The sequence below is a fragment of the Streptomyces sp. NBC_01635 genome, from assembly GCF_045209715.1.
In the GTDB taxonomy this organism is placed as follows: Bacteria; Actinomycetota; Actinomycetes; order Streptomycetales; family Streptomycetaceae; genus Streptomyces; species Streptomyces hirsutus.
Genome location: NZ_CP109277.1, coordinates 1,548,624 through 1,572,567, shown reverse-complemented (window position 1 = coordinate 1,572,567; position 23,944 = coordinate 1,548,624). Strand labels below are relative to the sequence as shown.

Annotated in this window: 24 protein-coding genes; 13 read left to right on the top strand and 11 right to left on the bottom strand. The window is 70.8% G+C overall.

The window, feature by feature from the left end:
• The first annotated feature begins 186 nt into the window (after nt 1-186).
• Nucleotides 187-1,041, top strand: coding sequence for a fumarylacetoacetate hydrolase family protein (locus OHB56_RS07615; protein WP_406352344.1), 855 nt, complete (start codon nt 187-189; stop codon nt 1,039-1,041).
• 75 nt (nt 1,042-1,116) lie between these two features.
• Here OHB56_RS07615 and OHB56_RS07610 read toward each other — a convergent pair whose 3' ends face one another.
• Nucleotides 1,117-1,869 carry an SDR family NAD(P)-dependent oxidoreductase gene (locus OHB56_RS07610; protein WP_406352342.1) on the bottom strand — a complete coding sequence of 251 codons (753 nt, stop codon included), beginning with the start codon at nt 1,867-1,869 and terminating at the stop codon, nt 1,117-1,119.
• Between the two features lie 260 nt (nt 1,870-2,129).
• Between OHB56_RS07610 and OHB56_RS07605 the strand changes: the two genes are divergently transcribed.
• The gene (locus OHB56_RS07605; protein WP_406352340.1) at nt 2,130-2,864 is read left to right on the top strand and encodes a GntR family transcriptional regulator; all 735 of its coding nucleotides are present in this window, start codon (nt 2,130-2,132) and stop codon (nt 2,862-2,864) included.
• 330 nt (nt 2,865-3,194) lie between these two features.
• Nucleotides 3,195-4,070: an IclR family transcriptional regulator gene (locus OHB56_RS07600; protein ID WP_406352338.1), complete on the top strand. Its 876-nt coding sequence runs from the start codon at nt 3,195-3,197 to the stop codon at nt 4,068-4,070.
• A gap of 104 nt (nt 4,071-4,174) precedes the next feature.
• Here OHB56_RS07600 and OHB56_RS07595 read toward each other — a convergent pair whose 3' ends face one another.
• The 5 genes from OHB56_RS07595 to OHB56_RS07575 form a co-directional block, all read right to left on the bottom strand.
• Entirely contained in the window at nt 4,175-5,491 is a 1,317-nt protein-coding gene (locus tag OHB56_RS07595; RefSeq protein WP_406352337.1) for an MFS transporter, read from the bottom strand.
• A gap of 191 nt (nt 5,492-5,682) precedes the next feature.
• Nucleotides 5,683-6,882, bottom strand: coding sequence for a flavin reductase (locus OHB56_RS07590; RefSeq protein WP_406352335.1), 1,200 nt, complete (start codon nt 6,880-6,882; stop codon nt 5,683-5,685).
• Nucleotides 6,872-8,230 (bottom strand): MFS transporter, encoded by a 1,359-nt coding sequence (locus OHB56_RS07585; protein ID WP_406352333.1) that lies wholly within the window; start codon nt 8,228-8,230, stop codon nt 6,872-6,874. Before OHB56_RS07585 ends, OHB56_RS07590 begins: the two co-directional genes overlap by 11 nt.
• Complete coding sequence (locus tag OHB56_RS07580) at nt 8,223-9,470, bottom strand: acyl-CoA dehydrogenase family protein (RefSeq protein ID WP_406352331.1); 1,248 nt, start codon at nt 9,468-9,470, stop codon at nt 8,223-8,225. Before OHB56_RS07580 ends, OHB56_RS07585 begins: the two co-directional genes overlap by 8 nt.
• A gap of 85 nt (nt 9,471-9,555) precedes the next feature.
• Nucleotides 9,556-10,557 carry an alpha/beta fold hydrolase gene (locus OHB56_RS07575; protein ID WP_406352329.1) on the bottom strand — a complete coding sequence of 334 codons (1,002 nt, stop codon included), beginning with the start codon at nt 10,555-10,557 and terminating at the stop codon, nt 9,556-9,558.
• A 191-nt stretch (nt 10,558-10,748) separates the two neighbouring features.
• Here OHB56_RS07575 and OHB56_RS07570 point away from each other — a divergent pair, with 191 nt between their 5' ends.
• The 3 genes from OHB56_RS07570 to OHB56_RS07560 all read left to right on the top strand — a co-directional run bounded on the left by OHB56_RS07570 (nt 10,749) and on the right by OHB56_RS07560 (nt 12,371).
• Nucleotides 10,749-10,970 carry a hypothetical protein gene (locus OHB56_RS07570; RefSeq protein WP_406352327.1) on the top strand — a complete coding sequence of 74 codons (222 nt, stop codon included), beginning with the start codon at nt 10,749-10,751 and terminating at the stop codon, nt 10,968-10,970.
• A 232-nt stretch (nt 10,971-11,202) separates the two neighbouring features.
• A complete protein-coding gene (locus OHB56_RS07565; protein ID WP_326751565.1) occupies nt 11,203-11,973 on the top strand; it encodes a HipA family kinase in 771 nt (256 codons plus the stop codon).
• The gene (locus tag OHB56_RS07560; protein ID WP_406352325.1) at nt 11,970-12,371 is read left to right on the top strand and encodes a DUF3037 domain-containing protein; all 402 of its coding nucleotides are present in this window, start codon (nt 11,970-11,972) and stop codon (nt 12,369-12,371) included. The genes OHB56_RS07565 and OHB56_RS07560 overlap by 4 nt, the downstream gene beginning before the upstream one ends.
• 123 nt (nt 12,372-12,494) lie before the next feature.
• Here OHB56_RS07560 and OHB56_RS07555 read toward each other — a convergent pair whose 3' ends face one another.
• Complete coding sequence (locus tag OHB56_RS07555; protein WP_326751563.1) at nt 12,495-12,974, bottom strand: excalibur calcium-binding protein; 480 nt, start codon at nt 12,972-12,974, stop codon at nt 12,495-12,497.
• A gap of 299 nt (nt 12,975-13,273) precedes the next feature.
• Between OHB56_RS07555 and fabG the strand changes: the two genes are divergently transcribed.
• From fabG to OHB56_RS07530, 5 genes are all read left to right on the top strand, one after another.
• A complete protein-coding gene (gene fabG / locus OHB56_RS07550; protein ID WP_406352324.1) occupies nt 13,274-14,038 on the top strand; it encodes a 3-oxoacyl-ACP reductase FabG in 765 nt (254 codons plus the stop codon).
• 123 nt (nt 14,039-14,161) lie between these two features.
• Complete coding sequence (locus OHB56_RS07545; protein WP_406352322.1) at nt 14,162-14,920, top strand: SDR family oxidoreductase; 759 nt, start codon at nt 14,162-14,164, stop codon at nt 14,918-14,920.
• A 290-nt stretch (nt 14,921-15,210) separates the two neighbouring features.
• Complete coding sequence (locus OHB56_RS07540; protein ID WP_406352320.1) at nt 15,211-16,797, top strand: ABC transporter substrate-binding protein; 1,587 nt, start codon at nt 15,211-15,213, stop codon at nt 16,795-16,797.
• A gap of 79 nt (nt 16,798-16,876) precedes the next feature.
• Nucleotides 16,877-17,560: a uracil-DNA glycosylase gene (locus OHB56_RS07535; protein ID WP_388638386.1), complete on the top strand. Its 684-nt coding sequence runs from the start codon at nt 16,877-16,879 to the stop codon at nt 17,558-17,560.
• 135 nt (nt 17,561-17,695) lie between these two features.
• Nucleotides 17,696-18,226, top strand: coding sequence for a hypothetical protein (locus OHB56_RS07530; RefSeq protein WP_326751559.1), 531 nt, complete (start codon nt 17,696-17,698; stop codon nt 18,224-18,226).
• 37 nt (nt 18,227-18,263) lie between these two features.
• On the opposite strand, the gene OHB56_RS07525 is transcribed toward OHB56_RS07530, so the two are convergent.
• The 3 genes from OHB56_RS07525 to OHB56_RS07515 all read right to left on the bottom strand — a co-directional run bounded on the left by OHB56_RS07525 (nt 18,264) and on the right by OHB56_RS07515 (nt 20,116).
• Nucleotides 18,264-18,755: a hypothetical protein gene (locus OHB56_RS07525; RefSeq protein WP_326751558.1), complete on the bottom strand. Its 492-nt coding sequence runs from the start codon at nt 18,753-18,755 to the stop codon at nt 18,264-18,266.
• Between the two features lie 190 nt (nt 18,756-18,945).
• Nucleotides 18,946-19,455, bottom strand: coding sequence for a DinB family protein (locus tag OHB56_RS07520; protein ID WP_326751557.1), 510 nt, complete (start codon nt 19,453-19,455; stop codon nt 18,946-18,948).
• Between the two features lie 43 nt (nt 19,456-19,498).
• Entirely contained in the window at nt 19,499-20,116 is a 618-nt protein-coding gene (locus OHB56_RS07515) for a TetR/AcrR family transcriptional regulator (protein WP_406352318.1), read from the bottom strand.
• Nucleotides 20,117-20,229: 113 nt separating this feature from the next.
• Here OHB56_RS07515 and OHB56_RS07510 point away from each other — a divergent pair, with 113 nt between their 5' ends.
• Nucleotides 20,230-21,426: an FAD-dependent monooxygenase gene (locus OHB56_RS07510; RefSeq protein ID WP_406352316.1), complete on the top strand. Its 1,197-nt coding sequence runs from the start codon at nt 20,230-20,232 to the stop codon at nt 21,424-21,426.
• A 90-nt stretch (nt 21,427-21,516) separates the two neighbouring features.
• On the top strand, nt 21,517-22,425 hold the full coding sequence (locus tag OHB56_RS07505; protein WP_406352314.1) for a Gfo/Idh/MocA family protein: 909 nt from the start codon (nt 21,517-21,519) through the stop codon (nt 22,423-22,425).
• On the opposite strand, the gene lnt is transcribed toward OHB56_RS07505, so the two are convergent.
• Nucleotides 22,346-23,923, bottom strand: coding sequence for an apolipoprotein N-acyltransferase (gene lnt, locus OHB56_RS07500; protein WP_406352312.1), 1,578 nt, complete (start codon nt 23,921-23,923; stop codon nt 22,346-22,348). The genes OHB56_RS07505 and lnt overlap by 80 nt on opposite strands.
• Nucleotides 23,924-23,944: the final 21 nt, after the last annotated feature.

Genomic DNA, 23,944 nt, shown 5'->3' with positions numbered 1-23,944 from the left:
TGTCGGGGCCCTGAGCGACGGGGCACTCGCCGAGCCGTCCCGCCTGCCCGGCGACGACGTCGCCGGGCGGATCGTCCCGGGCCACGCGGCGGCCCTCGCCGCCCGGCCGGCCGGGCGCGCCTCGACAGGTCCCGGGCCCGGGTCCTGGATCCGACCCCACTCACACCAGCCCACCAAGGAGTCCGGATGCGCTTCGGAGTACTCGACGACCGCCTCATCGCCGTCCTGCCGGACGGCGCGGCCCACGACGTCACCGGCCTGGCAGGCCCGCCGGCCGGTCCGGCCGGCCCGCTCCAGAGGCTGATCGAGCGCGGTCGGCCGCTGAGCGCCGCCGAGGTCCGCACCGCCCCGGCGGTCGACGTCGGCGGTGCGGCCTGGGACGCGCCACTGCCGTTCCCGCGGAAGGTCATCGGTGCGCCGGCGAACTATCGCGCTCACGTCGCGGAGATGGGCAACCCGAACACGATCGTGGAGTGGGGTGTCTTCCTCAAGGCCAGTACGTCCGTGATCGGGCCGGGTCGGACGGTCGAGCTGCCCTACACCGACGTGCGCACCGACCAGGAGGGCGAGCTCGCGATCGTCATCGGGAAGGAGGCCCGGCACGTGTCGGCGTCGGATGCCTTGGACTACGTCTTCGGTTACACCTGCGTCCTCGACATCACGACCCGCTCGACCGAGGACCGCTCGACCAGGAAGTCCTACGACACGTTCACGCCCCTCGGCCCGCTCGTCGTCACCCCCGAAGAGGTCGGCGACCCGGACGACCTCGCCCTGAGGTGCTGGGTCGGCGGGGAGCTGCGCCAGGACTCGAACACCAGCCGGATGATCTACGGTGTCAGCCGGCTCATCGCGTACGCGAGCTCCGTGATGACCCTGCAGCCGGGTGACGTGATCGCCACCGGCACCCCGGAGGGGGTCGGCCCCCTCGCCGACGGGGACGAGATCGTCGTCGAGATCGAGCGGGTCGGCCGGCTCGCCGTGACCGTCTCGGCCGCCGGCGCGCTGCCGTACGGGAACCGCATGGGCATGCCGACCGCCTGACGGTCCGCGGACCGGCATCCCGTCATGGGCGCGGTGCCGGTCCGCGGCCCGATCGGGTCGGCCGGGGGGCCGTCGTCAGCGTGCGGTGTAGCCGCCGTCCACCGGCAGGACGGCGCCGGTGAGGTAGGACGCGGCGTCGGAGCCCAGGAAGGCGATGCACGAGGCGACCTCGCCGGGCTCGGCGAAGCGCCGCCCGAGGAGGCGATCACGCTGATCCTCGGGAAGGGCACCGCGTTCGGTGATCCGTTCGGTGAGCGTCAGGCCCGGGCAGACCGCGTTGGCCCGGAGGCCGGCTGCGGAGTGCTCTGCGGCCAGCTGCTTGGTGAATCCGATCAGTCCGGCCTTCGAGGTCGCATAGCTGGCGGCGCCGGGCATGCCGACCAGTCCGTGGGCCGAGGAGACGTTGACGACGCTTCCGCCGGTCGGGCACTCCAGCAGCGGGTCGAGCAGTGCCTGGGTGAGGAAGACGTTCGCGCTCAGGTTGAGGTCGAGGGCACGGTGCCAGCGCTCTCGGGTGGTGTCCGAGGCGGCCAGTTTGTCGTTGACGCCGACGTTGTTGACCAACGTCTTCAGGGGTACGCCGCTGGACGCCACCGCCCGGACGATCCGGTCGATGTGGCCGGCGCAGGTGACATCCGCGGTCACCAGCGTGTGCTGGGCGTCGCCGAGGCTCTCGGCGAGCGCCGGGAGCCGTTCGTTGTCGCGGTCGACCGCGATGACGTACGCCCCCAGCTCCGCGAAGGCGCGGGCCGTCGCCGCGCCGATCCCCGCGGCCGCGCCGGTGACCACGACGCCCTGGCCGTCGAACCGCATTCTCTCGAGAAGCACCGCATCCACCCCATCAGTCACTGTCATCCGCACTTCCGTATGAATAGACTAGGGTCGGTGTCGTCGCAGGGCCGTGGCCATGGTGCTGCACAGTGGCACAGGCCGAAGAGGAGCTGAACGTGGCACCTGAGGGACACCGGTCCGATCGGGGCGTGCGCGTACCTCCCGGCCCGGAATCGCGGTGTGCCGCTGTTCCGGTGACCGGCACGGCAGGCTGACCGGGCCCTGGGCCGGGGGCCGGACCGAGAAGGGGGACCGAGATGACGTTCACGCCGATACCGGCGCCGCTCTACCAGCGCATCTTCGCGGTGCTCTCCCAGCGGATCAGCCAGGGTGGTTACGCGCCCGGCTCCCGGTTCGCCACGGAGGACGAACTGGTGGCGGAGTTCGGCGTCAGCAAGGCGACCGTCCGCAGAGCGGTCGGTGAGCTGGTCGCGCGTGGTCAGCTCATCCGGCGACAGGGGAGCGGTACGTACGTCCGAGGCTCCGGGGACGCCCCTGCGGCACGCGGCTTCGTAGGGTCCATCGGCGATCTGATCCGCGGTACGCCACAGCTGAAGGTCCTCGACGTCCACGTCGAGGAGGACGTCCGGTTCCCCGCGAGCGTGCGGCAGGCCCTCGGTACGGACGCCGAGACGGGCACCGTCTATCGCACCAGGCGGCTGTGGGGGGATCAGCCCTTCGTGTACTCGGTCCATTACGTCGGTCCCACCGTCGCGGCGGTCCTCGGCCGTGCCGAGCTCGCGGAGGAAGGGCTGATGAGCCTCCTGCGCCGAGAGAACGTCGAGATGAGCGAAGCGGAGCAGACCCTGTCCGCGCGACTCGCGGACGTGGAGGTCGCGGACCGGCTGAACATCGGGCTGGGAGCCGCCGTCCTCTTCGCCGAGCGGGTCCTGCGCTCGCCCTCCGGACCGCTCGACTGCCTGCACAGCTGGTACCGGGGCGACCTCTACCGCTGGCAGGCACGGCTCGCCGTCGAGCCGGCCGATCGTTGAGTCCGCGTCGGCCCCGTCGGTCAGCGGGGGTGGTCCGCGGCACGGACGCGTCGGCAGGGTTCCGGGCCCGGCTTCACTCCGTGCGCTGACGCATCGCTTTCCTTGCCCTGCGTTCCGCGTCCTCCGACGGCGTGGAGTCACGAATCCGGGGTTCGTTCTCCGAGACCGGCGATCCGTACGCCGTTCCTTGGGATCGGGCTGACCAGGGCACTCGAGGCCTTGCGGGTTGTCCTCCATCGGGAAATCATCGGTCGGACATCGGTGTGAGCCCGTACGGCATCGGGGGAGGGAAGGGAGTTGACCATGACTGACGAGCATAGAGAGTTGATCATGACTGACGAGCATGCGGTCGGAGGCTCGGATCCTCTCGAAGCTTCCTTCCGCGTCAAACCGAGTGTCGCGGTCAGCCGGGCCCTGGCTCTCCTCGATGCCTTCCTCGAGGCTGGGCACACCGTCAGTGTCACCGAACTGGCGCAGCGGACCGGGATCCCGAAGTCGACCGCCTTCCGCATCCTCGTCCAGCTCACCAAGAGCGGTCACGTCATCCGCAGCGGGAACAGCTATCGACTCGGCCTACGCATGTTCGAACTCGGAAACCACTTCGTCCACGCGCGTCCCGACGGTCTGAGGGAGGTCGCGGCTCCGCTGCTGGGTGATCTCTTCCTCGAGCTCGGTGCGGCGGTGGGTCTGTCGGTCCTGGACGGCTCCGACGTCATTTTGATCGACCAGGTCACGAGTTCACGGAGCAGCATCGCCTCCTCCGTGGTCGGCGTACGGGAACCCGCGCTGACGACGGCGTCGGGCAAGGCGATGCTCGCCTTCGTCAACGCCGCGAACCGCGACCGCGTGATCGCGCAGCACCTCGAGCTCTCCCGCCGCACGCGGCACACCGTGATGCACGCCGGACGGCTGCGGGCGCAACTGCAGCTGACACACGAGTCCGGCCTCGCCTACACGCACGAGGAATACAACATGGGCGAGGGGGCCGTCGCATCTCCGGTCCTGGTGAACGGTCGCCCCATCGCCGCGGTCAGCGTCTCGGCGCCGAGCAGTCGCATCGACAAGGCCAGGACGGACGGAGCGGTGCTGCGCACCGCGCGTCTGGTGGCCAGCCGGTTCATCCGCGCTCGCGAGCTCGCGGAGGACTACGGGCTCCAGGACGTCCACTGGGACATGGAGGCGGAGTTCCCGCACGGCTATTCCTGAGAGGCCGTCGCGCCGCGCCCGTCGCGACGCCGGCATCACCACGACCCACGCGGTGCCCGGCCGGGAGTCCGGCCGGGCACCGCGTGACGGATTCGGAAGTCCGATCAGGAGACGGGGGACGGGCTCGCCGGCACCTGCGCCCGGTGGACGTTGCCCGCCTCTCTCTTCTGCAGTCGGGCCAGGACGGTGATGCAGACCGTGCCGATCGCGAGGGGTACGGCCATCAGGTAGAACAGGCTCCCCGCGGACCAGCCGCCGTCAAGGAGGTAACCGATGCTGATCGGCGAGACGATCGACACCAGCCGTCCGACACCGAGCATCCAGCCGACACCGGTGCCGCGCAGCGCCGCCGGGTAGACCTCGGGTGCCACGGCGTAGAAGCCCGCCACCGAGGCGACCGCGAGAACTCCCAGGACGACTCCCAGGACGACGGCGAGCCAGGCGACCCCGAACGTGGCCCCGTAGCAAACGGTGCCGACCACGCTGAGGGCCATGGTGACCTGCAGGATCCTCCTCGGCAGCACCCGTATCGCGACTGCCGCGAAGAGCAGGCTGCCGAAGATGCCGCCGAAGTTGAGGAACGAGCCGACCGTGGTGCCCATCTGATCGTCACCGGTCGACTCCGCGGCCAGTTTGGGAATCCAGGAGTTCGCGAAGTAGTAGGACGCCATCAGGCAGGCGTAGCCGAGCCACAGTACGAGCGTCTTGCGCCCGGTGGCACCACCGAAGACCGCAGTGACACCGAGGTGGGCACGCTCGCCCTCGGTCACCTCGGGCAACTCCTTCAGGCTTGGCCGCCCCATCTTGTTGAGGACGGTGTTGACCCGTTCGAGGGCGTTCTTGGGACGGCGGGCCACCAGGAAGTCGATCGACTCCGGAAGAAACGCCCATGACACGACGAGCATGACGAGAGCCAGGACCGCACCGGCCACGAACATCGACTTCCAGCCGGCCGGCTCGACGAGCAGGCTCGCGGCCACGCCGGCCAGGGTGGCACCGATCGGAAATCCGGTGGCGTAGATCCCGACCACCGTTCCGCGACGGCGATCGGAGGCGAACTCCGAGACATACGCGTTGAGCTGCGACATCGCTCCGATGCCGAACCCGGTGAGGAACCGGGCCACGATCAGGACGGCCACGTTCGGGGCCACCGCGGCGAGCACCATACCGACCAGCACGATGGCCACCGAGATGGTCGTCAGCGGTCGGCGGCCGAGGCGGTCACCGACCGGGCTGAACAGGATCGCACCCGCGGCCATACCGAAGAGGCTCGCGCTGAGCACGATCCCGAGCGTCGCATCGCTCACGCCCCACGCGTCCGCCATCGGCTTGGCGGTGAACGCCATCATCGCGATCTCGAAGCCGTCCATGATGATCAACGCCATCGCGACTGCCACGGCGCGGATCTGGAGACCGGTCATTCTGGACGACCGGACTTCAGCCAACACATCCATCGAACATCCTCTTCTCCGGTCGCGTCCCGGACCTGGATCACCAGGCGGCCGAGACGCGATCGATAAGACGGTCACCTTCCCGCGAGGTGAAGTGAGGCCACACGTTGGCTGTACCACAGTGGTTGGCTCGATCCTGCTGTGCCACCAGGTGGCCGCTGTCACAAAACGGGGGGCAATGTCCGTTCGATGGCCCTCGCGGACAGGCGTAGCCGGTCGACGAAGGCGATGATTTCGGCCCCTGAGGAGCTTCCCGGGAGCCCGGACAGGCGCAGGACGAGAACAACGTTCCCATCAGCGTCGCAGACCGGCACCGACACCTGCAGAACGCTGTACGACCGGTCGGGCACGATCTGCTCCGGCTCGTGGAACGCCGTCATCCGGCGCAGCGCCTCCAGCAGACGCCGTTCGTTGTCCGGGGTACGTGTCGGCTCGCTGAACGCGTCGACGAGCTCGTCGAGCAGTGCGGTCGCGAGCGGACCGTGCAGGGTCAGGGACCAGCCGCGCTCCTGGGTCCGGCGCAGTTGGACGGCGGCGGCCTCCCGCACCTGTGGTGCCGAAGCCGGCACACGGTCGAGCCATTGCCCGGCCGAGGGAGCCCCGGGATGCCCGACCAACAGCATTCCCAGGGGCGGCGCGAAGGGCAGCCGGGTTCCGGGAGGGGGCGAGGTGGTTCCGCCGGAGGAGCCGGCCGTGGCCACGAACGCGAACTCGTCGCCGAGCGGTGCGAGCAGGCTCACCTCCGCGCCCAGCTCCGAGGCCAGCCGCTCCAGCTCCAGGCGACCGCGTTCGGCGACGCCGACGGCCGCGGCGAGGGAACGGTGGTCGGAGGTCATCAGCAGGCCCGGCGTGAAGCGGCCGTACCCACGCTGGAAGAACAGCAGCGGCAGACAGTCGCGCTCGGCGGCGAGCGACTGGATGGCGCCGAGCACGAAGTAGTGGTCGCCCACCTCGATGACATCGGCCCAGGTGCATTCGATCCAGGCGGTCACGCCCTCGATGACGGGAGCGCCGTTGGGCGCGGCGCGCCACCGCAGGCCGCGGAACTTCTCCTCCGGGGGCCGCATGAACGACCCGCACACGTCGCTCTGGTCGGCGGCCAGGATGTTGACACAGAAGGACGCGCACTCGCGCAGTGCGGTGAAGGTCCGCGACGTCTTCATCGGCATGAACGAGACCAGCGGCGGCTCCATCGACACGGAGCTGAACGTTCCCACCACCATCCCGAGAAGTGTGCCGTCGGGCGCGCGTCCGGTGACGACGACGACCCCGGTGGGGTAGTTGCCCAGCACCTGCCTCATGACCTGGGGGTCGATGGCCTCGGGGGCGGACGTGGACAGCAGGGAGGCGTCAGGAGGCATCGTTTCTTGTCCTTTCGTGAGCGGTCGAAGCGCCTGAGGAGACGCTGGAGGAAGCCGGCTCCGGCGTGACGGAGACGTACGACTCGTCCCGGGAGCCGTCGAGGTGGTGCAGGCTCAGGCGATGGGAGCCCACGGCCAGGAGGGCGGCGGCCAGGACGAGGAGCGCGGCGGCACCGAGCACGGTCGTCCTCAGGCCGAGCCAGTCCCCGATTCCGCCCTGGGCGGCGGCCCCCAGGGAGACGGAGCCGGTGTAGACGATGACGTTGATGGACAGCACCCGTCCGCGCACCTGGTCGGCGACCAGCATCTGTATGGTGTTCTGTCCGACGGACAGGGCGAGAAGGAAGAAGACACCGACACCGACGGTGGCGAGGGTCGCGGTCAGGAGGCTGGGGGCCAGCCCGAAGACGGCGAAGGTGATGCCGTAGCCGCACATCGCGATCGCCACGACGGTCGAACGCCTCATGATCCGCAGCATGCGGCCCAGCACGGGCACACCCGCCAGGGTTCCGGCACCGAGACCCAGGTTGAGGAGGGCCACGCCGAGCGCACCGGAGTCGAACACCTGTTCCGCGAAGGTGATCACGTGTTGGAAGATCGGCATGCCGAGGCTGCCCACCAGGAAGACGACCGTCAGGGCCGTCATCACCCCCGGGGAACCCCAGGTGTAGCGCAACGCCTCACGGAAACCACCGTCCGCGACGCGATCCTTGCGGGCTCGTCGCGGCTGTGGGTTGACCGGTTCGGTGACCAGCAGGACCACCACGACCACGAGCACCATCACGAAGCTGACGAAGAAGGCGACCGCCGGGCCCACCCAGAACAGCACCAGACCCGCCACGGCAGGGCCCAGCGAGCGGGCGAGGTTGAACTGGATGGTGTTCAGCGACGCGGCCGAGTCGAGCGCCTCACGCGGCACGTAGTCGTTGACCAGCGCCTGCCAGCTCGGCATCGAGATGCCCTGGGCGCACCCCGTCAGCACCGCGAGGCCCACGAGCAGCAGCGGGTCGTGCCGGCCCGACCACCAGCACACGCACATGGCCAGCGCCACCAGCGAACGGGCCAGCTGCGTGACCATGACCAGCCGGCGGCGGTCCAGCCTGTCGGCCGCCACGCCCGCCCACGGCCCCAGCACCATGATCGGGACGAACTGCGCCGCGGTCGCGAGACCGACCCAGAAGGCGCTCCCGGTGAGCTGGAGGAGGACGAACGGTATCGACAGCGACTGGAACCAGCCGCCCGCGCTGGCCAGGAAGGCCCCCAGCCAGAACTGCACGAAGGGGCGGTGCCTCAGCGCCGACGCCAGGGAGTCCTCGCGAGCCGGGCCTGCCTTGGCAGGGTCAGCCATAGAGCCGCTTCGAACGGTCGACGGCCGCAGTGCGTTCGGCGTCGCTGAGCAGGAAGGTGGCGGCCGCCGGGTTGCCCATCTCGAGGTTGGCCGCGGTGGCGGCGGCGAAGTCGGTGTTCTGGGTGAAGTGCTGACGGGCCACGATCAGATCCCGGTACAGCCGCGACAACGGGTTGAGCTCGTGCACCACCCGCGCCGACATGGTGGGCATCAGCTGCTGGGCGACGTACAGCGCGGCTTCGGCGGTGCGTGCGGCGTCGTAGATCCCCCGCGCGGCCTCGAGGTCGCCCGGCACCTGGCCCAGTTCGGCGAGACGGTAGCCCTCGTCGAGGATCCGCAGGGCGACCTTCTGCTGGTCGTCGAGGCGCACCCGCACGTCGTTCGTACGCAGCAGTTCGACCCGGTCCTCGCTCAGCTTCGCGTTGTCGAAGCGGCGCGTGAACTTCTTCAGCTGGTCGACGTACTCCTCGTAGAACGCCCAGCCCGCGCCCAGCGCGGGCGCGCCGGCGACGAGGTTGTAGAGGTAGCCCTGTGGCACGCGGTACAGCGGGCCGTCGTTCTTCTTCAGACCGGGACCGGCCTGGGCCAGCAGAATCTGGCGGTCGAGCGCCCGGTGCGCGGGGACAAAGACCTGGTCGAGCTCGACGGAACGGGACCCGGTCCCCCGCATGCCCAGCACGAACCAGTCGTCGATGATCCGTCCCTCGGCCAGCGGCACGACGAAGTTGTGCATCAGCGGCTTGCCGTCGACCTCCACGCTGGCGCCGAGGATGACCCACGACGCGTGGGTGACGCCCGAGGAGGACTTCCACGAACCGTTGAGGATGTAGCCGCCCTCGACGGGGGTGGCGGTGCCGTGGGGCGCGTACGAGGAGGACAGCAGGGTCGTCGGGTCGTCACCGAACAGCTCGTCCTGCAGCTGCTCGGTCATGTGCGAGACCTCCCAGTTGTGCACGCCGAGCAGCATCAGAACCCAGCCGGTCGACGTGCAGGACTTGGCGACCTCGATGACGGCCTCGACGAACTCGGCCGGGTGCGCCTCCTCGCCGCCGTACCGGGCCGGCTGGAGGGCTCGCGTCAGTCCGCAGTCGACCATGGCCTGGACGGCCTCGGCGGCCACCACACGATGGGCGTCGTTGTCGGCCGCGTATTTCGCGACGACGGGGGCGATCTCCCGGGCCCGGTCAACCAGCGAGGTGCGGTGGTGCGCACGAACAGTGGCTCCGGTCGGCGTGGTCATGACGGTCTCCTTGGTGGTCGATGGCTCATCGGTGCCGGTCCGGTCTGATCCACGATGACGGAGCAGGTTCCGGTCGCTTCGTGGATCAGTTGGTGAAGGGGGCGTCGGTCGGGATGCCGACGAGATCGGGGTTCGGTGGGCGGCGCGTGGAGATGCCCGCGGCCCGGGCGGTCTCCCAGGAGACCTTGCCGTCGCGGAAGAACTCCAGGAACACCTGGTGGTGCAGTTCCGGGCGGTCGGTCTGACCCTGGTGACCGGTGTTCTCGGGGTAGAAGAACTGGACGTTCGGCAGGGCGTCCTCCTGAAGGTGCGCCGCCTCGACGGCGTACAGGACGTCCTTGTCGCCGAACATCGCGATGCCCGGGATCGTCGCCTTGTCCAGGCGCCCCTTGGTGGTGAGCCGGATCAGCTCGTTCGGGTCGGTGGGCCGCAGCACCCGGCCCATGTTGAGGTCGTAGTAGTCGCGGTTGCGGTTGGCGGCCGCGGTGCGCATGCTGACGAGCTCGTCGGTGACACCGGAGGGGTCGACGACCATGGACTCGATCATGGCGCGCATCATGGTCTCGGTGCCGTCGTAGGTTCCGCCGCTGCCGGGCAGCGGGCCCTGCTTGGCGCGGTTGTCGACGGCACGCATCTCGTCGCGGGTGACCAGGTCGCCGATCATGCCGGCGATGACGGCGAACCGCTCCACTCGCTCGGGGTGCGCCACGACGTAGTTGACGCTTGTCTGGCAGCCCATCGAGTTGCCGCCCAGGCAGAACGTGTCCAGCGCGACCGCGTTGACGAAGTCCTGCAGGTAGTCGACCTGTCCGCCTTGCCCGTAGGCGTAGAAGCGACCTGGATCCTCGGTCAGGCCGAACCCGGGGAAATCGGGGCAATAAACGCGGAAGCCATGCGCGCCGAGGAACGGGGCCATGTAGCGGAAGCCTGCGGAACCCGATGAACCGGGGATGCCGCCGTGCAGCAGCACGACAGCCGGGCCGGCCTCACCTGAGGTCGAATAGTGCGCCTTCACGCCCGACTGCAGCCGGACGAATCGGCTGAGCAGTCCTGGGACCTTGATCTCCTGCTCTTCGGTCAGAGCCACTGCCCCCTCCTTCGCTGGTGGACGTCTCGGGGAACGTCGGCCAGTCTTGAGGCAAGTGCGTGAGATCGCCCATCGCGAGATGCCAACAGGTGAAACCCGGTAACTCGGAATCTGAGGTGTTCCCACCGGTGGAGGTGGAGCTTCCCTGGGGGAGGCTGAGGCCGGACGGGCCAACAAGGAAGTTCTCCCTCGTGCTCACCACGCGCTTCAGCAACGCCGTCGCCGTGAACACGTGGAACACCTGCACCTGGAAGCCCGCGCTCGCCGAGGCCGGGATCATTCCGCCGCGCGCCAAGGATACGAAGCAGTGGCAGTGGGAGGCGGCGCCGAAGGACGGCTTCCACGTACTGCGGCACACCTATGCCTCGATCATGCTGGAGGCGGGGGAGTCCATGGTGACGTTGGCGCGGTGACTCGGGCACTCCTCGCCGGCCGTCACGCTCGGTTACCACGCTCACTTCATGCCGGAGGCCGGGAGCAAGGGGCGCACGATGATCGACGGACTGCTCGGGGAGCCGGGAGATCAGTGTGCCGGCCGAAACTCCCCGGATTCTCCCCAGGGCTGATCGTGGCCGATTCCCTGGAACGCGGGGGTCTTGGGGAGGTCATGGATTGCAAGGCCAAGGGATCGCGTAGCCTGGCGAAATGCTGACCGAGGTCACCGCGACCCGCTACATCACGCCCCTGCGCGAGGGCGGTTCGCTGCCGGGGCTGATCGAGGCCGACGACCTCGGCACCTATGTCCTGAAGTTCACCGGTGCGGGACAGGGCCGCAAGACGCTCGTCGCCGAGGTCGTCTGCGGGGAACTCGCCCGACGGCTGGGGTTCCGGGTGCCGCGCCTGGCGACGGTCGAACTCGATCCGGTCCTGGGGCTGGGCGAGCCGGACGAACAGGTTCAGGAACTCCTCAAGTCCAGCGGGGGCACCAACCTGGGCATGGAGTTCCTCTCCGGCGCGCTCGGCTTCGACCCGCTCGCCTTCGAGGTGAGCCCCGAGGAGGCCGGGCGGGTCGTCTGGTTCGACGCGCTGGTGAACAACGTCGACCGTTCCTGGCGCAACCCCAACCTGCTCCGCCGACGCGGTGAACTCTGGCTCATCGACCACGGCGCGACCATGATCTGGCACCACAACTGGCCCGGCGTGGAGCGTTCCGTCGCCCGGCCCTACGACGCCTCCGACCACGTCCTGAAGACCTTCGGGCCGGACGTGGCCGCCGCGGCGGCGGAACTCGCGCCGCACGTCACCGCGGACCTGCTCGCCGAGGTCACCGCGGAGATCCCCGACGTGTGGCTGGCCGGCGAACCAGGATTCGACACGCCGGACGAGCTCCGGCGGGCCTACGCGCGCGCCCTGCTCGCCCGCGCGGCCACCGTCCACGAGCGCGTCCACGGCATAGGGGAGAAGGAGAACCAGTGAGCGACCGCAGCGACCGGACCGGCCGGCATGTCTTCGAGTACGCGCTGCTGCGGGTCGTGCCGCGGGTCGAACGGGGCGAGTGCGTCAACGCCGGGGTGCTCGTGTACTGCCGTCACGAGGCGTTCGTCGGGGCCGGCACCCACCTCGACGCGTCCCGGCTGCTGGCACTCGACCCGCACGTGGACCTGGCCGGCGTCCGGGCCGCGCTGCGCGCCGTCGAGGGAGTGTGCGCGGGCGGGGACGCGGCGGGGCCGGCCGCCGGCGACGACGCCGGCCGGCGCTTCCGCTGGCTGATCGCCCCGCGCTCCACCATCGTCCAGCCCGGTCCCGTGCACACCGGGCTCACCGCCGATCCGGCGGCCGAGGTACAGCGGCTGCTCGACCTGCTCGTGCGCTGACCCGACGGGCCTGCACGGCGAACCACCACGGCGGGCCGCCGCAGCAGGAGGCTGCGGCGGCCCGCCGCTCACAGGTGTTCGGGAGCGGGGCGGCGTACGGAGGTACGGGTGTCGGCTCGCGCGTCAGCTGCGACGACGCTTCACCAGGTAACCGGTCGTGGCGAGGGCGCCGGCCGCGAAGGCCAGGCCGATTCCCGTGTCCCAGTTGCTCGGTCCGGTGGCCGACGAGCCGCCCAGTCCGCCCTCCACACCGCGTGTCGGCGCGATCGTGGCGGGGGCGGCCACCGCGGTGACCGCCGTCGACGCGAGGGGAGTCGCGGGTGGGGCGGGTGCGGTGGTGGTGGCCGTCGGACGGGGAGCGCTGGTGGAGGAGGTGAGGGAGCCGTCACGGCGGGGAAGCGCCTCGCAGGCGACGTTGTCGTCGGGGCCCTGGTCCTCGTCGAGTCGGTTGGGATCACTTCGGTCCAGGTTGAACAGGGCCTGCGCTTCCTCCTGGTAGGTGAAGTCCGCGCAGTCCAGGTCCTGGGCGTGAGCGGTGTGGGCCATCGGCAGTGTCGCGGCGAGCGCGACGAGTATGCCCAGGGCACCGGTGCGTCGGCGCATGACGCGCCTCCTTTCCGGCCACGAGTGGCTCGCGCTCCGACGCTAGGCGCGCCCCCGTGCCGGGGCGCGCAGCCGTGGGCCGATCGGGTGATGGGCGCGGGACCCCGGCAGGCGACGGAACCGGGCGGACACGGTTTGTCCGGGGCCTGGCGGGCAGGGGGATGGATCACACAGCAGGGTGGACCGTTGACACCGGGTGCCAGGGCTTCTAGCGTCACGTCTACTGAAGGTACTAAGCGGTCGCTCACCCATCTGGGCGGGTCGCAGGAGCCGCATCCCAAGGTCGAGGAGAAGCAGCGATGTCCACCACTGAGCAGCAGCGGGTCGCCGTCGTCACCGGTGCCGCGCGCGGTATCGGCGCCGCCACCGCCGTGCGACTGGCCGCCGAGGGACGCGTGGTCGCCGTGATCGACCTCGACGAGGGAGCCTGCAAGGACACCGTCGAGAAGATCACCACGGCCGGCGGCAGGGCGCTGGCGGTCGGCTGCGACGTCTCGGACGAGGCGCAGGTCGAGGCCGCCGTCGCCAGGATCGCCGAGGAGCTCGGCGCGCCGACCATCCTGGTCAACAACGCGGGCGTGCTGCGCGACAACCTGCTCTTCAAGATGAGCGCCTCGGACTGGGACACGGTGATGAACGTGCACCTGCGCGGTGCCTTCCTGATGGCGAAGGCCTGCCAGAAGCACATGGTGGACGCCGGCTTCGGCCGCATCGTCAACCTGTCCTCCTCCTCCGCGCTCGGCAACCGGGGCCAGGTCAACTACTCCGCCGCCAAGGCGGGCCTGCAGGGCTTCACCAAGACCCTCGCCAAGGAACTCGGCAAGTTCGGCGTGACCGCCAACTCCGTCGCCCCCGGCTTCATCGCCACCGAGATGACCAAGGCCACCGCCGACCGCGTGGGGATGGGTTTCGAGGACTTCAAGGCCGCCGCGGCCACCCAGATCCCGGTGGCCCGGGTCGGCGAGCCGGAGGACATCGCCAACGCCATCGCCTTCTTCACCGGTGAGGCCGCCGGATTCGTCTCCGGCCAGGTGCTGTACGTGGCGGGCGGACCGCTCGACTGAGGAACGCCGCGATCCGGGACCGCTCGAGCTCGCGGACGACCGTGCTGCGCGGCCCGGGACGGCCAGGGGACCGCTCATCGGCGGGCCCCTGGGACGACAAGGCACGACTAGGGGACAGGGAACATGACTTCAGTGGAACTCTCGGGCAAGGTCGCCCTGGTCACCGGGGCCAGCCGCGGCATCGGGCTCGGCGTCGCCGAGGCGCTGGTGGCGCGCGGCGACCGCGTCTGCATCACCGGCCGCAACGAGGACACCCTCAAGGAGGCCGTCGAGAAGCTCGGCGCCGACCGTGTCATCGGCGTCGCCGGCAAGGCGCACGACGAGGAGCATCAGGCCGTCGCCGTCGAGCGCACGATGGAGGCCTTCGGCCGGGTCGACTTCCTCGTCAACAACGCCGGCACCAACCCGGTGTTCGGGCCGATCGCCGACCTCGACCTGAACGTGGCGCGCAAGGTGTTCGAGACCAACGTGATCTCGGCGCTCGGCTTCGCCCAGCGGACCTGGCACGCCTGGCAGAAGGACAACGGCGGGGCGATCGTGAACATCGCCTCCCTCGCGGGCGTCGCGCCCTCGCCCTTCATCGCCGCGTACGGCGTGAGCAAGGCGGCGCTGATCAACCTGACCGGACAGCTGGCGAACGAGTTCGCGCCGTCGGTACGGGTCAACGCGATCGCCCCGGCGGTGGTGAAGACCAAGTTCGCCCAGGCGCTGTACGAGGGCCGGGAGGAGGAGGTCGTCGCGTCCTACCCGCTGGGCCGGCTCGGTGTGCCGTCCGACATCGGCGGGGCCGCCGCGTTCCTCACCTCGGACCAGTCGGACTGGGTCACCGGCCAGACCCTGGTGGTCGACGGCGGCATCCTCCTGAACGCCGGTGTGAGCTGAGCCCGGCATGCCGTGTGCCGGCGCGCGGTGCGCCGGCACGTGGGGGAGCCCGCGTGCGCTGAGTCGTCATGGTGCGGGCCACAAGGATTCCGGTACGGGCGTCCGTTGACGAAACGGCGCCCGTACCGGTGTTTTCGAAGACGGGTGGACCGATGACAACGTAGTCAACGCAGAGTGACAACATGATCTACAACGAGTTGATCTCAACAAGTGCGCGAAGGAGGGTGCGGGAGCGGAATACCGAGGTATCGTCTGCCGACTCTTGGGACGGCAGATCGAGGAGCGTGCGCGTGTTCAAGCGGAACCGATGCCTGCGAGGGGTGGCGGCCATCGCGTCGATATCGTCCTTGGCCACCGGCTGCGGTGTGCTGACGTCCGACGCTTCGGGCGACGGGAAGCCGATCGTCGTGGGGACCACCAGCTCGCCGAGCACCCTCGACCCCGCCGCCTCCTGGGACAGCTCCTGGGAGCTGTTCCGCAACATCTACCAGACGCTGCTGAGCTACCCGGTCGGCGCGAGCACGCCCCAGCCGGACGCCGCCGAGAGCTGCGAGTTCTCCGACGAATCCCACCAGGTGTTCCGCTGCGAACTGCGTGAGGGGCTGAAGTTCTCCGACGGCAGCACGCTCGACGCCAAGGCGGTCAAGTACTCCGTCGACCGTATCCGCAAGATCAACGTCAACGGCGGTCCGGCCGGTCTGCTGGGCAGCCTCGAACGGGTGCAGGCGCCGAGCGGCCGCGAAGTGGTCTTCCACCTCAACAAGCCCGACGCGACGTTCCCGTTCGTGCTCGCCACGCCGGCTCTGTCGATCGTCTCCCCGAAGGCCTACCCGGCCGACGCCCTGCGCGAGGACTCCGGCATCGTCGGCTCCGGGCCCTACGACCTCCAGTCGTACGACGAGGGCAAGGAGGCCCGGCTCGTCCGCAACGAGCAGTACAAGGGCTACGCCGAGCGGCAGAACAGTGCCGTGACGATCCGCTACTTCCAGGACTCCGCCGAGATGGTCAAGTCGCTGCGGGAGAAGCAGGTCGACCTCACCTACCGAGGTCTCGCCGCGGACGACGTCGTCGAATTCCAGGGCAGGGTCTCCAAGGAGAAGGAGATCAAGCTGGTGGAGGGCACCAGCACCAGCATCAACTACCTGGTGTTCAACCCGAAGGACCCCTGGGCGGGCAAGAAGCCGGTGCGTCAGGCCATCGCCCAGGTCATCGACCGGAGCGCGATCGCGCACAAGGTCTACCGGGACACCGTCGATCCGCTGTACTCGATGGTCCCCAAGGGGCTGACCGGCCACACCACCGGCTTCTTCGACGACTACGGCGACCCCAGCGTCGACAAGGCCCGGCGGATCCTCGCCGAGGCGGGCATCACCGAGCCGGTGCCGCTCACCCTCTGGTACACCACGGACCGCTACGGCTCCGAGACCAAGCTGGAGTTCCAGGAGCTGGAGCACCAGCTGGAGGCTTCCGGGCTGTTCGAGATCACCCTCGAGAGCCGTCCCTGGAATACGTACGTCGAGGGTTACCAGAAGGGCGAGTACCCGGTGTTCGGGCGCGGCTGGTCCCCCGACTTCCCGGACGCCGACAACTTCATCGCCCCGTTCGTCGGCAAGCAGAACGCGCTCGGCACGCCCTACGAGGCGCGCGAGATCAGCAACGTCCTGCTGCCCCGGTCCCGCCGGGAGAGCGACCGCGGCAACGTCGTGAAGGACTTCGAGGACGCCCAGCGGATCCTCGTGGACGACGCGCGGCTGCTGCCGCTGTGGCAGGGCCGGCAGTACGTCGCGTCGAGCCGGGACATCTCGGGCACGGAGCGCGCGCTGGACCCGTCGACGATCATGATGATGTGGCTGCTTTCCCGCAAGACCAGCTGGTAGACGGTCCAGGGAGCGGATTGTCAGTGGTCGCCTGTAGGTTCTGAGACTTGGAAGCGACCGCAATCGTGAGGACGTTGACGTGACCGACACCGCCATGCTGCCCGAGTCCTGGCGCGGGGTTCTGGGGGGCGAGCTGCAGCAGCCCTATTTCAAGGAGCTGACCGAGTTCGTCGAGGAAGAGCGGGCGAAGGGCCCCGTCCACCCGCCCCGCGAGGAGGTCTTCGCCGCGCTCGACGCGACGCCGTACGACAAGGTGAAGGTCCTGATCCTCGGTCAGGACCCTTACCACGGCGAGGGCCAGGGGCACGGGCTGTGCTTCTCGGTGCGTCCCGGCGTGCGGATCCCGCCGTCGCTGCGGAACATCTACAAGGAGATGCACGCGGATCTGGGCACGCCCGCCCCGGACAACGGCTATCTGATGCCGTGGGCCGAACAGGGCGTGCTGCTGCTCAACGCGGTGCTCACGGTGCGCGGCGGCGAGGCCAACTCGCACAAGGGGCGTGGCTGGGAGCGGTTCACCGACGCGGTCATCCGCGCCGTGGCCGACCGGCCCGACCCGGCGGTGTTCGTCCTGTGGGGCAACTACGCGCAGAAGAAGCTGCCGCTGATCGACGAGAGCCGCCATGCGGTGGTCAAGGGGGCGCACCCGTCGCCGCTGTCGGCGAAGAAGTTCTTCGGCTCCCGTCCGTTCACGCAGATCAACGAGGCGGTGGCGGCGCAGGGCCACGAGCCGATCGACTGGACCATCCCGAACCTGGGCTGACGTCCGCCGGTCCGGGGAGCGCCCGGGTCCCGGGGGCAGGGGCGGTCCGGTGCGTCGCGGAGCGGTTCGTCCCGGATCGTCCCCGCCTGCCGTAGCGTCGGCAGCGACGATCCGGCGAGCGGTACGGAGGGCGTGGTGGCGGACGGACAGGAGCAGGCGGCGCCGGATTCCGTACTGACGCGGATCGGGCAGGTCGTGATGCTGCATCACGCGGGGGACCGGGAGGAGGCGAGGCACCGTCTCCTCGGGCTGTGGGCGGAGATCGGCGTCCACGGCGACGCCCTGCAGCGCTGCACGCTCGCCCACTACCTGGCCGACACCCAGGACGACCCGGAGGACGAACTCGCCTGGGACCTGAGGGCGTTGGCGGCAGCGAACGAGGCCGAGGGCGAAGCCGCCGGTGACCGCTCCGCCGGGTACGAGGGCATGCCCGCGGTGCGTGCCCTCTACCCCTCCCTGCACCTCAACCTCGCCGCCGACTACGCCCGGCTCGCCCGCCCCGACGCCGCCCGCACCCACCTCCACCGGGCCCGCGGCGCCGCCCGCGTCCTCGCCGCCGACACCTACGGCGACAGGGTCCGGGCCGCCATCCGGCGCATGGAGATCCGACTGGAGGAGGAGAGCGGGCCGACCGGGGGGTGGGGGCCGCCGAGGCAGCGTCCGTAGGGCAGGGCAGGCTCGGATCTCCATGCGACTGCGAGGGTCAACGCCCGTAGGTCTCCTCACAGATGGCCGCCTCCGGGCTGTCCGCAGGCCAGCGGCCGTACTCCCTGCCCAGGTCGCAGACCTCCGCCCGTCCGCGCAGGTCGCGGCGGACCGCATCCGCGGCCTTGGAAACCTCCGCAGCGGGTGTCCGGGATGAGGCGGCCCCGCCGTCGGCCGGGCCGCCGGGGGCCGGCCATGGGTTCCGGTCGTCCAGCGGCGCGGCTTTCTTCGGTGAGGGTGCCGTGGGGGTGGCACGGTGCGAGGGGGACGCGGGTGACTTCGTGGGACGCGACGGAGCGATCATCTCCAGGGCCTCGCGCGCAGGCGCCTGGACGGCCTGCCGCGTCCGGGCGTCCGGGCGGGACTCCGACAACCGGGCCGCGCCCACGGGCGGGCCGGGTGCGGGGGGACGCTGAACCGTCACGCAGCCCGCGAGAGCGGAGACCGCCATGGTCACCAGCAGTGCTGCTCTGGTCGTCTTTCGATGCACCCACGTCACTCTGCTCCCTCCGGCTGCTCGCAGGCCGGAGGACGGGCGGAGGATGCCCCGCAAGGGTGATCTCCGACCCCGTACGGGGGGCATGGGGGTGCCGAGGGTGACGCGCGGTCGGCCCTGGTCGGGGAACGGAGGGGCGGGTGCACCGCGATCAGGGGCGCACCCGGCCGGTCCGGTGCCTCCGTCAGTCGCCGGTGGTGCCGTCGAGCCGCTCGCGGATCAGGTCGGCGTGGCCGTTGTGGCGCGCGTACTCCTCGATCATGTGGGTGTGGATCCAGCGCAGGGTGATCCGTTCGCCGAACCGGTGCCGCCCCTTGGCCAGGTCGTCCAGACCGAAGCCGGCCGCGTTGCGCCGGGCGATCTCGATCTCGGCCTGCCAGGTGGTGTACACCTCCTGCCAGGTCTCCGTCCCGGTGAGGTGGAACTCGCCGTCCGGGTCGGCCTCGCTGTAATGGAGCGGGTCGGCGTCCTCGCCCGCGAGTACCCTGCGGTACCAGCCGCGCTCGACGTCCGCCATGTGCCGTGCCAGCCCCATCAGGGACAGCTCGGACGGCGGCACCGAAGCGGTGCGCAGTTGTTCGTCGGTCAGGTCCTCGCACTTGTGGGCGAGGGTCCGGCGGTGGTAATCGAGCCAGCCCTCCAGCATGGGGCGGTCGGCGGCGTCCATGGCGGGTTCGTGGCGTCGGGTCGTCATGCCCGCATCCTTTCCGGTCGTGGAAGTCCGCGGCCAGAGCTTTTCAGCCGTCAGTCGCTCGTCGGGTGGCGAGCATTCCGTCCAGCAGCTCTCCCAGACTCGCCCGCACCTCCTCCAGGGTGGGCACACGCGCGCTGAACGAGCCGGCTACACAGGAGAACATCAGCCCGTCCGCCCAGGCGATCAGCGACAGCGAGTGCCGGTCCGGGTCCGTGGAGCCGAGCCCGGTGACCAGGCCGGTGAGCAGCTCGCGGAACTGGGCGCCGGCCGCGTCGAAGTGGGCCCGCAGCTCGGGGCGGCGGGTGGCCTCCAGGGCCAGTTCGTAGCGGGCGAGGGTCAGTTCGCGGTTCCGGGACAGGGCGCGGTGGGTGGCCAGCGCCATCGCGTCGGTCAGCGAGCCCGCCCCGGCCCGCGGGTCCGGCATCTCGTGCAGTCCGAGGACCCGCGCCTCCCGCTCGGCGAGCCGCCGCACCGCCAGTTCCAGCAGCGCCTGCCGGGTGCGCGCCACGTTCGAGGTGGACCCCTGGGGGAGCCCGGCCGCCTCGTCGACCGCCCGGTGGGTGAGGCCGCGCATCCCGCGCCCGGCGAGCAGGGCGAGGGCGGCGTCGGCGACGAGGTCGGCGCGGGAAGCGCCTGTGGTGCGTGCGGTGCGTACGGGCATGATGGTCAAACTACCCGCTTCACTACGGCTGTAGTACAGTCGGCCTCGGTGGTCACTACAGATGTAGTGACGGAGTGCGCGGGAGCCGGCCGACCGGGAACCGAGGAGGAGCCATGGCGCAGGCACAGGCGAAGCGGGCCGTCGTGATCGGAGGAGGGATCGGCGGCCTGACCGCGGCGGCCGCCCTGCACCGGCGCGGGACGAGGGTGACCGTGCTGGAGCGGTCCGGCTCCCTGGAGCCGGTCGGCTCCGCCCTCTCCCTCGCCCCCAACGCGCTGCGCGCACTGGACGTCATCGGGCTCGGCGACGACATCCGCGCCCTGTCCGCCTGGCAGGGCGACGGGGGACTGCGCGCACCGGGCGGGCGCTGGCTCGCCCGGACCGGCGCGGACGCCACGGCCGAGCGCTTCGGCGGACCCCTCGTCCTGCTCCACCGCGCCACTCTCATCGACCACTTGGCCGGACGGCTCCCGGCGGACACCGTCCGCACGGCCGCCGCCGCGCACCTCGTCGATCCGGGAGACCCCGACGACCCGGCCCGGCCCGCCCGAGTGGGCACCGCCGACGGCGAACTCGAGGCCGACCTGGTGGTGGCCGCCGACGGCATCCACTCCGCCGTGCGCCACGCGCTCTTCCCGCACCACCCCGGGCCGGTGTACTCCGGCTTCACCACCTGGCGGATGGTGGTCCCGCTGCCCGGCGTGCGGTTCGCCTCGCACGAGACCTGGGGTCCGGGCCGTCTCTGGGGCACGCACCCGCTCAAGGACGGCCGTGTCTACGCGTACGCCGCCGCCCTGGCCCCCGCCGGGGAACACGCCGCCGACGACGAGCGTGCCGAACTGCTGCGCCGCTACGGGGACTGGCACGACCCGATCCCCGCCGTGCTGGCCGCCGCCCGGCCCGAGGACGTGCTGCGGCACGACGTCCACCACATCACCGAGCCGCTGCCCGCCTACCACCACGGCCGGGTCGCCCTGGTCGGTGACGCCGCGCACGCGATGCCGCCCACCCTGGGCCAGGGGGGAAACCAGGCCGTCGAGGACGCGGTCACCCTCGCCCACCACGCCGGTGACCTGACCACGTACACCGCCGAGCGGCTGCCCCGCACGACCGGCATCGCCCGTCGGGCAGTGCAGGCGGCCCGCCTCAACCTGATGACCAACCGTGCCGGGATCGCCGTACGCGACACCGCGATCAGCGTGCTCTCGAGGACCGTCCCGGCACTGCTCCTGCGAAGCTTCGACGAGGTCGCCTCCTGGCGGCCGCCGACATCGGACGCCGTATCCTTCGGGGCAGAACCACGACAGTGATCACGGCTGTGACGATCACGGCGGTGGCGGAGTCAGTGACCGCGGCCGTGCCCATGCCCGTGACAGGCAACCCCTGGAGGAGAACACCCCGTGAAGGTCGGCTGCATCGGACTCGGCGACATCGCGCAGAAGGCCTACCTTCCGGTGCTCGCCACCCGGCCCGGTGTGGAACTGCACCTGCAGACCCGCACCCCCGCGACGCTCACCCGCGTCGCCGACGGCCTCCACCTGCCGCCCGGACAGCGGCACGCCGACCTCGACGCCCTGCTCGCCCAAGACCTCGACGCCGCTTTCGTGCACGCCCCGACCCAGGTTCACCCGGAGATCGTGACCCGGCTGCTCGAGGCGGGCGTACCGACGTACGTCGACAAGCCGCTCGCCTACGAACTCGCCGACTCCGCGCGCCTCGTGGCCCTCGCCGAGGAGCGGGGGACGAGCCTCGCCGTCGGCTTCAACCGGCGCTTCGCCCCCGGCTACGCGCAGTGCGCCGACCACCCGCGCGAGCTGATCCTGCTGCAGAAGAACCGGACCGGGCTGCCGGAGGAAGCGCGCACGATGATCCTCGACGACTTCATCCACGTCGTCGACACCCTGCGCTTCTTGGTTCCCGGCCCGGTCGACGACGTGACCGTGCGGGCCCGTACCGAGGACGGGCTGCTGCACCACGTGGTGCTCCAGCTCGCCGGGGACGGCTTCACCGCCCTCGGCGTGATGAACAGGCTCAGCGGCTCGGCCGAGGAGATCCTCGAGGTCTCCGGCCAGGACACCAAGCGGCAGGTCGTCAACCTCGCCGAGGTGATCGACCACACCGGCCGGCCCACCGTGCACCGGCGGGGCGACTGGGTGCCGGTGGCGCGTCAGCGCGGAATCGAGCAGGCGGTGCTCGCCTTCCTCGACGCGGTCGGCGAGGGCAGGACGCTCAGTGCCCGGGACGCGCTGGCGACCCATGAGCTGTGCGAGCGTGTGGTGCGTGAGGTGCGGGAGCGGGCCGCCGCCTGAGCCGCACGGTCCGTACGCCCTCGGTGGCCCCCCACACGGCCAGGACCAGCAGCGCCGCGTGCAGCGGCCAGTCGCCGAAGCGGACGTAGAGCGTGCTGCCGTGGGCGAGCGGGACGTCGTACACCCGCGCGGTGCTCGCGTCCGTGCCGAGCCACGGGCCGACCCGTTTGCCGTCCGGGCCGTGGACGGCGGAGACACCGGTCAGGGTCGCGTGCACCATCGACCGCCCTGTCTCGGCGGCGCGCAGCGCGGCGAGCGAGGCGTGCTGCCGGGGCGCCCAGCTCTGCTGGAACGTCGACGTCGACGACTGGGCGACCAGCACATCGGCGCCGTCCTCGGCCAGATTCCGGCTCATGTCCGGGAACGCGGACTCGAAGCACACCATCGGGCCGATCCGCAGCCCGCCGCCCACGTCCATCACCACCTGTTCGGTACCGCGCCTGCGGTCCTCGCCCGCCGCCTTGCCCACGGACGTCGCCCAGCCCAGCAGGGAGCGGGCCGGGATGTACTCCCCGAACGGAACCAGGCGCATCTTGTCGTACCGGTCCCCGGTGAGACCGTCGGGGCCGACCAGCACCGAACTCTTGTAAATGCCGGGCCGGTCGGAGCGCCGCGCGTCCACGTTGACCAGGATCTCGGCGCCCGTCGTGCGGGACAGCGCGGCGAGCCGCCGCGCCAGGTCGGGCCGGGCGCCGAGGTCGAATCCGACGCTGCTCTCGCCCCAGACGACCAGGTCGACGCGTTGGCCCGCGAGCCGGCGGGTGAGCCGCTCCTCACGGTCGAAGCGCCGGTCCGCGCTGTCCGGCCCGGAGACGACGCCCGGCTGGACGACCGCGATCCTCGTCCGGCCGTCGACCCGCGCGACAGGCGCTCCCACCCAGGCGACGGACGTGACCACGCCCACGGCGACCAGACCGGCCACGGCCGGCATCCTCGCCTGCCGCACCACGAACAGCACGGCCACGGCGACGTTCAGCAGCACCACCAGGAAGCTGAGCAGCCATACCCCGCCGACCGACGCCAGCCGCAGCGCCGCCGGCACCTGCCACTGACTCGCACCGAGCACGCCCCACGGGCCGCCCAGCGCCTCCCAGGAACGGACCAGCTCGGCGGCCAGCCAGGCCGACGGCAGCACGACCAGCGCGGCCGCGATCCGTCCCCGCGACGGCACCCCGCCCAGCAGCCGTCGCACCAGCCATCCCCAGGGCGCCCACAGCGCGCCGAGCAGGGTCGCGAGGACGAACGTGAACACATGCAGGTTCGGCAGCAGCCAGTGGTGCATCGCGAGCATGAAGCCGAACCCGCCCCACCAGCCGTCGAACGCGGCACGCCGCCCGGTGGGCGCGGTGCGTGCCAACGCGATCCACGGCACCAGCGCGACGTAGGCGAACCACCACAGGGACGGCGCTGGGAAGGCCAGTACGGGCAGGGCGCCCGCGACCGCGGCGACGGCCGAGCGCCGCCACGGGGAGACGAGCCAGTGGCCGAGCGTCTTCAACGGCGTCTCCCTGTCCCTCCC

Coding starts and splice junctions, on each gene's coding strand:
- OHB56_RS07600 (WP_406352338.1), top strand. CDS start 3,195: ATGACTGACGAGCATGCGGTCGGAGGCTCGGATCCTCTCGAAGCTTCC.
- OHB56_RS07565 (WP_326751565.1), top strand. CDS start 11,203: ATGCTGACCGAGGTCACCGCGACCCGCTACATCACGCCCCTGCGCGAG.
- OHB56_RS07555 (WP_326751563.1), bottom strand. CDS start 12,974: ATGCGCCGACGCACCGGTGCCCTGGGCATACTCGTCGCGCTCGCCGCG.
- OHB56_RS07590 (WP_406352335.1), bottom strand. CDS start 6,882: ATGCCTCCTGACGCCTCCCTGCTGTCCACGTCCGCCCCCGAGGCCATC.
- OHB56_RS07520 (WP_326751557.1), bottom strand. CDS start 19,455: ATGACGACCCGACGCCACGAACCCGCCATGGACGCCGCCGACCGCCCC.
- OHB56_RS07585 (WP_406352333.1), bottom strand. CDS start 8,230: ATGGCTGACCCTGCCAAGGCAGGCCCGGCTCGCGAGGACTCCCTGGCG.
- OHB56_RS07595 (WP_406352337.1), bottom strand. CDS start 5,491: ATGACCGGTCTCCAGATCCGCGCCGTGGCAGTCGCGATGGCGTTGATC.
- OHB56_RS07605 (WP_406352340.1), top strand. CDS start 2,130: ATGACGTTCACGCCGATACCGGCGCCGCTCTACCAGCGCATCTTCGCG.
- fabG (WP_406352324.1), top strand. CDS start 13,274: ATGTCCACCACTGAGCAGCAGCGGGTCGCCGTCGTCACCGGTGCCGCG.
- OHB56_RS07515 (WP_406352318.1), bottom strand. CDS start 20,116: ATGCCCGTACGCACCGCACGCACCACAGGCGCTTCCCGCGCCGACCTC.
- OHB56_RS07580 (WP_406352331.1), bottom strand. CDS start 9,470: ATGACCACGCCGACCGGAGCCACTGTTCGTGCGCACCACCGCACCTCG.
- OHB56_RS07510 (WP_406352316.1), top strand. CDS start 20,230: ATGGCGCAGGCACAGGCGAAGCGGGCCGTCGTGATCGGAGGAGGGATC.
- OHB56_RS07545 (WP_406352322.1), top strand. CDS start 14,162: ATGACTTCAGTGGAACTCTCGGGCAAGGTCGCCCTGGTCACCGGGGCC.
- OHB56_RS07615 (WP_406352344.1), top strand. CDS start 187: ATGCGCTTCGGAGTACTCGACGACCGCCTCATCGCCGTCCTGCCGGAC.